The 6,156-nt window shown below is 75.3% G+C and carries 2 protein-coding genes; both read right to left on the reverse strand.

What is annotated here, in order from left to right:
- The coding region (locus CHC11_RS39835) for an amino acid adenylation domain-containing protein (RefSeq protein WP_245920316.1) at positions 1 to 3,740 on the reverse strand (3,740 nt) is incomplete at its 3' end.
- On the reverse strand, positions 3,722 to 6,156 hold a 2,435-nt coding region (locus CHC11_RS43650), incomplete at its 5' end, for a condensation domain-containing protein (protein WP_143227491.1). The genes CHC11_RS43650 and CHC11_RS39835, both read right to left, overlap by 19 nt.

The following is a 6,156-nucleotide window of genomic DNA, read 5'->3' on the forward strand; positions in this document are numbered from 1 at the left end:
TCGGCGGGCAGCGGCAGCTCCTCCGGCAGCCCCGCCAGCGCCTCGCGCCAGTACGCGATCTGCCGCGAGACCAGACTGCCGGGATCGTCCTCGGAACCGAACAACTCGCGCTGCCAGAGCGTGTAGTCGGCGTACTGGACGGGCAGCGGCGCCCACTGCGGCTCGCCGCCCTCCGCGCGGGCCGCGTAGGCGAGGATCACGTCGCGGGCGAGCGGCGCCATCGACCAGCCGTCCGCCGCGATGTGGTGCAGGACGAGCATGAGGACGTGCGTGCCGCCGCCGAGCGCGAACAGGCGGGCGCGGAGCGGCGGCTCCACCGACAGGTCGAAGCCCCGCCCGACCGTCGCGGCCAGCGCCGCCGGGAGCGCGCTCTCCTCCACCTCCGCGACGTCGAGGCGGGGGCGGGCGTCGGCCGGGTCGAGGACGAGTTGCCGGGCGGTCCCCGACCGGTCGGGGAAGATCGTGCGGAGCGGCTCGTGGCGCGCCACGACGTCGGCCAGCGCGGCGCGCAGCGCGGCGAGGTCGAGGGCGCCGTCCAGGCGCAGCGCGATCGGCATGTTGAACGTCGCGGGGGCGCCCTCGAACCGGTTGAGGAACCACAGCCGCTGCTGCGCGTGCGACAGCGGGACGACGTCCGGACGCTCGGCCCGCACCAGCGGCGGGCGGACGTCCCCGGCGGCCCCGGCGAGCCGCTCGGCGAGGCCCGCGACGGTCGGCGCCTCGAACAGCGCGCGGACGGGCAGCTCGGCGCCGAGCGCGGACCGGATCCGGCTGACGAGGCGGGTCGCGGTGAGGGAGTCGCCGCCGAGGTCGAAGAAGCCGTCGTCCACGCCGACCCTCGGCACGCCGAGGATCTCGGCGAACAGGCCGCAGAGGATCTCCTCCTGCGGCGAGCGCGGCGCGCGGCCCGCGGCGGCGTCGGGGGCGGGCAGCGCGGCCCGGTCGAGCTTGCCGTTCACGGTGAGCGGCAGCGCGTCCAGGACGGTGAACGAGGGGACCATGTGGTCGGGCAGCCGCTCGGCGGCGTACCGCCGGACGGCGGCGGCGTCGACGTCCGGCCCGGCGAGGTAGGCGGCCAGGCGCCGCTCGCCCGGCCGGTCCTCGCGGACGACGACGGCGGCCCGCGCGACGCCCGGGCATCCGGCGAGGACGTTCTCGATCTCGCCGGGCTCCACCCGGAAGCCGCGGATCTTGACCTGGTCGTCGGCGCGGCCGAGGTACTCCACCGTCCCGTCCGGCCGCCAGCGGCCGAGGTCGCCGGTGCGGTACATGCGCTCGCCGGGCGCGCCGAACGGGTCGGCGACGAACCGCTCGGCGGACAGGGCGGGCCGGTCGTGGTAGCCGCGCGCGAGCTGCGCGCCCGCGAGGTACAGCTCGCCTGGGACGCCGGCCGGGACGGGCTGGAGCGCGCGGTCCAGCACGTAGGTCCGGGTGTTGCGGTAGGGGGCGCCGACGGTCGGGCGCTCGCTGCGGGCCACCACCGCGTTCATGGTGTCGACGGTCGACTCGGTGGGCCCGTAGAAGTTGCGCGTGGTGAGGCCGGGGACCGCGCGCAGCTCCGTCCACAGGCTCTCGCCGATCGCCTCGCCGCCGAGGAGGAGCTGCGAGGGCAGGTGCCGGCCGTCGGCGGCCAGGAGGCCGGCCTCGCGAAGCGAGGTGAAGTGCGAGGGGGTGGTGTTGACCAGGTCGATCCGCGCGCGCGCCACGTACGCGGTGTAGGCCTCCACGTCGCGGCGGGTCTCGTCGTCGATGAGGTGCAGCTCGTGGCCGTACGTCATCCACAGCAGGCCCATCCAGGACGTGTCGAACGAGAACGACGCCAGGTGGGCGAACCGCATCCGGCGGCCCCCGGCGGCCTCGATCGCCGGGTCGAAGAACGCGTCCCGGTGCGCCTCGAAGTAGTTGAGCACGCCCGCGTGCGGAACGGTCACGCCCTTGGGGCGCCCGGTGGACCCCGACGTGTAGATGACGTAGGCGGCGTTGTCGGCCCGGAGGCTCCGGACCCGCTCGCCGTCGGAGGGGTCGTGGGAGGGCCGGCCGGCGGCGTCCGGGAAGCCGCCGGCGGTGATGGCCAGCGCCGGGCGGCAGTCCTCCAGCGTGGAGGCGATGCGGTCGGCCGGGTACTCGGGGTCGACCGGCACGTACGCGGCGCCGGCCTTCAGGACGCCGAGGATCGCGACGACGATCTCGGGGGTGCGCGGCAGGACGAGCGCGACGCGGTCCTCGGGGCCGACGCCCCGGGCGATCAGCTCGTGGGCGAGGCGGTTGGCGCGCGCGTTCAGGTCGGCGTAGGTCAGCCGGGCATCGCCGCAGACGAGGGCGGTGTCGTCGGGTGTGCGGGCGGCCTGGGCTTCGAACAGGGCCGGGAGGGTGCCGGACGGAGCGTCGGCGGCGGTGTCGTTCCAGGCGGCGAGAGTCGCCCGTTCGGCGTCGTCGGCGAGGTCCACCGCGCCGATCACCTGGTCCGCGTCGTCGGCGAACGCCTCCAGGAATCGGCGGACGCGGGCGAGCAGCGCCTCGACGGCGGGCGCCTCGAAGACGTCCGGCCGGTAGTGCAGGCGGAGCGAGAGGCTCTCGCCGGGGACGGCGACGAACGACAGGGGGAAGTGGGTGGCGTCGTAGGAGTCGGCCGCGGCGATGCGGACGCCGTTGAGGGAGCCGTCCATCGAGGACGGGTCGAACGGGTAGTTCTCCAGCACCGTCATCGTGTCGAACAGGGCGCCGCCGTGGCCCGCCGCACGCTGGATGTCGGTGAGGCCGAGATGGTGGTGGGCGAGGAGTTCGGTCTGCTCGTCCTGGAGCCGCTCCATCAGCGCGCCGAGCGGCTCGTCCAGCCGGTACCGGACGCGGACCGGCAGCGTGTTGATGAACAGCCCGATCATCTCTTCGATGCCCGGCAGCTCGGGGGGGCGGCCGGACACGGTCGCGCCGAACACGACGTCGCCCGTGCCGAGGTACCGTCCGAGGACGAGTCCCCAGGCGCCCTGCAGGACGGTGCTCAGCGTGACGCCGTGGCGGCGGGCCGCCCGGGTGAGGCGGCGGGTGGTGCGCTCGTCCAGCCCGGTGATCGTGCGCTCGGGGGGTTCGGGGGCGCGGGCGGCGGCCGCGGGGGCGACGAGGCTGGGCTCCTCGACGCCGTCCAGTGCGCGGCGCCAGGCGTCCTCGGCGGCATCGCGGTCCTGCCGGGAGAGCCAGGCCAAATAGTTCTTGTAGGGGGTGACGCGCGGCATCCCCGCGTCGTGGCCGCCCTGCACGTACAGCAGGAACAGCTCGGTCGCCATGATCGGCGTGGACCAGCCGTCCAGCAGGATGTGGTGGTTGGTGAGGATGAGGCGGTGCCGCTCGGGGCCCATGCGGACGAGGACGAACCGCAGCAGCGGAGGCGCGGTCATGTCGAAGCCGCGCGCCCGTTCCCGCAGCACGACGGCGTCGGCCTCGGCGCCGGCGGCGGTGACCTCCTCCCACGGCAGCTCGACGGTGCGCGGCACGACCTGCACGGGCCGCGACAGGTCCTCGTGCCAGAACGCGGCGCGCAGGTTGGGGTGGCGGCGCAGCAGCGTGGCGGCGGCGGTCCGCAGCGCGGCGGCGTCGAGGGGGCCCTCCAGGTCCAGGACGAGCTGGGCCGTGTAGACGTCGCCGTCGCCGGCGTCGAAGAGGGCGTGGAAGAAGAAGCCCTGCTGCAGCGGCGACAGCGGCAGGATGTCCTCGAGGTCGCCCCGGTTCACTTCTTCTGCCTCCACGCGGTCTGCAGCTTGTCGATCTCGCCCTGGTCCAGGTCCACCAGCAGGTCGGACGGGGTGAACCCGCCGGCCGCGCCGCCGGCGACGTCAGCGACGAGGCCGCGCAGCGCCGCGAACCAGCCCTCGGCCAGCTCGCGGACGTCGGCGGAGTCCAGCAGCCCGCCGGGCCAGGTCCAGGTCGCCGTCAGCACCGGGCCCGCGGGCAGGTCGCGGGTGAGGGCGTTGACCTCCAGCGCGTGCGCCATCGGCATGCGGGGGTCCTCCCCGGCGGGCAGCTCCTCCGGGGCGAGCGTCCAGTCGCCGCCGTCGCCGCCGTCCGCGACCCGGCCGAGGTAGTTGAACGCGATCGGCGCGGGCGGGACCTCGGCCAGCTCCCCGTCGCCGTCCACGTGGCGCAGCAGCCCGTAGCCGAGGACGTCCGGGACGGCGCGCAGCTGCTCCTTCACCTTCTTGACGGCCGCGCCGCCGGTCGCGCCGCCCGCGTCCAGCCGGACGGGGTGGATCGAGGTGAACCAGCCGGCCGTGCGCGAGACGTCCACGCCGGGCACGGAGTCCTCGCGGCCGTGGCCCTCCAGGTCGACCAGCACGCCGGTGCCGCGCCCGCCGCGGCGCCTGCGCCACTGGGCGACGGCGACGGCGAGGCCGGTGAGCAGCACGTCGTTGGCGCGCCCGTGGAACGCGGCGGGCACGTCGGTGAGCAGCGGCCCGGTGACGTCGGCGGGCAGGTCGAGGGTGAGCGAGCGGGCGCGGGCCGCGATGTCGGCGCGCGGGTCGAGCGGGCGGTCGGCGAGCCTGTCCGGCGGGCCGTCGACGATGTCGAGCCAGTCCTCCAGGTCCTGCCCGCCCCGCTCGGCGGCGGTGAGCCGCTGCGCCCAGCGGCGGAAGGACGTCCCGACCGGCTGGAGCCCTCCTCCGGCCCAGGCGGTGACGAGGTCGGGGAGCAGGATGCGCCAGGTCACGCCGTCCACGACCAGGTGGTGCAGGACGAGGAGGAGCCGCCCCTGCTCGCGGTCCGCGTCGAACCAGACGAGCTGCGCGACCGTCCCGGCGACCGGGTCGAGGCGGTCGCGGGCGGCGGCGGCCTGCTCGGCGACGACGGCCTGGACCTTGTCGCCGTCCAGGCCCGCGACGTCGACGCGGGTGACGAGGGCGGCGGCGTCGACCGAACCCGGCGGGCGGACGACCGGTTGCCACCGGCCGCCGTCGACGTCCAGGCGGAGGCGCAGGACGTCGTGGTGGTCGAGCAGGGCCGCCAGCGCGGCGGTCAGCCGTTCCGTGCCGAGGCCGGGCGGGGTGCGCAGCAGCATCGCCTGGTGGAAGCCGCTGACGAGCGACGCGTCGCCGTCCACCCGGTCGCGCAGCCAGGCGATGATCGGGGTGATGGGGACGGGCCCGACGCCGGCGCCCGGGGCCTCCGCTTCGATCTCGTCGCCTTCGCCGGCGGGTCTGGCGGTGGCGGCGAGTTCCTGGACGGTCTGGTGCTGGAAGACCTCGCGGGGGGTGATGACCAGGCCGGACTGGCGGGCGCGGGAGACGAGCTGGATCGCGATGATGGAGTCGCCGCCCAGGTCGAAGAACCCGTCGTCGATTCCGACCCGCTCCAGGCCGAGGACCTCGGCGAACAGCCGCGCGAGGGTCTCCTCCTGCTCGGTGCGCGGCGCCCGCGACGACACCTTCGCCGAGAAGTCCGGTGCCGGCAGCGCCTTGCGGTCCAGCTTGCCGTTGGAGGTCAGCGGCAGCGCGTCCAGCACCACCACGGCCGCCGGGACCATGTGGTCCGGCAGTTCCCTGCCGGCGAACCGGCGCAGGTCGGTGGTGTCGACTCCGCTGCCCGCCACGTAGGCGACGAGGCGGTCGTCCCGGACGATCACAGCGGCGTCGGAGACCGCGTCATGCCTGGTCAGGACGGCCTGGATCTCGCCCGGCTCGATCCGGAAGCCGCGCAGCTGCACCTGCTGGTCGCTGCGCCCGAGGTAGTCGAGACTGCCTCCGGCCAGCCACCGGCCCACGTCGCCCGTCCGGTACATGCGGGTACCGGGCTCACCGTGCGGGTCGGCGACGAACCGCTCGGCCGACAGGCCGGGACGGTTCAGATACCCGCGCGCCAGCCCCGCGCCCGCGACGTACAGCTCGCCGATGACGCCTGGCGCGACCGGCTGGAGACGGCCGTCCAGGACGTAGACGCGCAGGTCCGGGATCCCGGCGCCGATGACGCTGCCGGTCGCGGTCGCCGCGTAGGCGCGGTCCAGCGCCGCATACGTGACGTGAACCGTCGTCTCGGTGATCCCGTACATGTTGACGAGGACCGGCGCGCTCTCGTCGTGGCGGGAGTACCAGTCCTCCAGGCGGCCGAGGTCGAGTGCCTCGCCCCCGAACACGACGTACCGCAGGGCCAGGTCCGCGCCCGGGTTCTGCC

Source organism: Actinomadura mexicana (assembly GCF_900188105.1).
In the GTDB taxonomy this organism is placed as follows: domain Bacteria; phylum Actinomycetota; class Actinomycetes; order Streptosporangiales; family Streptosporangiaceae; genus Spirillospora; species Spirillospora mexicana.